Raw genomic sequence first — 1,642 nt, 5'->3', positions numbered from 1 at the left:
TAAATTATACAATGAAATAAGATTACATTTATCTTTAAATTTCAAAACCCCAAATATGGTATATTTAAAAACAGCGTAAATCAATTTTAACCTGTAGCCATATTTCAGGACAAGACAGCTGAAAAATGAACTACGAAAGGAACAAAATAGAACTTGAAGAAAATGGATTTTCCGTTTTAGCTGACTTGTATTCGGACAAAGAAATAAGTGGAATTATAGCTTGTATCGAAAATGCTGAACAGGACGGAAATTCGTTTATGAAAACAAAGGATTTATTTGCGATTAGACAATTAATCAAAAATGTACCTGAATTGAGTGACTTGCTGTTTAACGAAAAGCTGATTGAATTAATTTCCGAACTTTCCGAATCTGAATATTTTCTGACCAAAGCAATCTATTTTGACAAACCAAGCGAATCGAATTGGTTTGTTGCTTATCATCAAGATTTGAGCATTTCGGTTGACCAAAAAACGGAATTGGAAAATTATACAAATTGGACTTTTAAAAAAGGACAATACGGAGTTCAACCACCAATTGAGGTTTTGGAAGACACGATAACAATCCGAATTCATTTAGACAAAACGGACAAAAATAACGGAGCTTTAAAAGTAATTCCTAAATCGCATCTTAAAGGAATAATTCGAGCTGAATCAAAAGATTGGAATTTAGAAAATGAATTTATCTGTGAAGTCGAAAAAGGCGGAGCAATGTTAATGAAACCTTTGACTTTACACGCTTCGAACAGAACAACAAACGGAAAGAAAAGACGAGTAATACATTTAGAATTTAATAAACATAATCTGACTAAACCGCTAAATTGGTTAGAACATTATGGAATAAAAAAGCCAGCACACAACAATGGTAACCGTTGCACAACCCCTTAATTTTTTAAACCTGAACCAATATAGGCCGTTTTAAGCGGCTTTGCTTTTTTGGTCAGGCTTGAGAATGAATCAAATTTGGTGCTTTTAAAAAAAGCCATGCTACATTCTGAAGCACTATTTTTGGTAAAAAACACAAAACAAGGCTTTCCGCCCCGCTCTTTGCGCGTTTTTGGATAAACTTGAGGTATTTCTTGAGGTTGTAGGCCATCGCCGAGAGATGCATGCATTTGTTGGCCTGTTTAATGCCAATGGTATTGACCTTGCGAAGCCCCATAAACTCCTTGAGGGTTCCAAAGACAGGCTCCACGGTGCTTTGCCGTTTGCTTTTTAGATACCGACCAGTGGGGCTTTTTATTCTCGCTATGTTGTGTTCATATTCTTCCCGGTAAGCAGTGATATTGATCCGCTTTTCGTGGCTTTTACCTATACAGCTTTCTTTGATGGGACATCCCTTGCAATCACTTCGTTTTGTAAAATAATTATCCTTTAAGGTGCCTTTTTCAAGTTTCTGCTTGCGGAAGGTTACTTTCTTTCCCTGTGGGCACAGCCAGTAGTTACCTTCTTTTATATATTTAAAGTCTTCGGGGCCGCCCTTGTAAGTTCCGTGGGGCGGAATGTAGCTTTTAATGCCCTTGGCTTCCAGATAGGCATAGTTCTCCCCACTGCTGTAGCCGGTGTCTGCCAAGAGGTGCTCCCAAATCATTCCCTCCTTTCTCAACCGCCTGTTAAGCCTTGCCACGGTGTCCTGCAAATACTGG

At 37.9% G+C, this 1,642-nt stretch carries 2 protein-coding genes; one reads left to right on the top strand and one right to left on the bottom strand.

The features are described from left to right. Positions 1-125: 125 nt before the first annotated feature. A complete protein-coding gene (locus tag AC58DT_RS15575; protein WP_497217716.1) occupies positions 126-884 on the top strand; it encodes a phytanoyl-CoA dioxygenase family protein in 759 nt (252 codons plus the stop codon). 52 nt (positions 885-936) lie between these two features. On the opposite strand, the gene AC58DT_RS15570 is transcribed toward AC58DT_RS15575, so the two are convergent. Then, the coding region (locus AC58DT_RS15570) for a transposase (RefSeq protein WP_497217715.1) at positions 937-1,642 on the bottom strand (706 nt) is incomplete at its 5' end.

Source organism: Aequorivita sp. CRS11, from assembly GCF_059693805.1.
The sequence above is the reverse complement of the archived record's forward strand: the minus strand, read 5'-3'. Positions and strand labels throughout refer to the sequence as shown.

Bases quoted from the DNA above. Each gene is read 5' to 3' on its own strand.
- AC58DT_RS15575 (WP_497217716.1), top strand. From the start codon at position 126: ATGAACTACGAAAGGAACAAAATAGAACTTGAAGAAAATGGATTTTCC.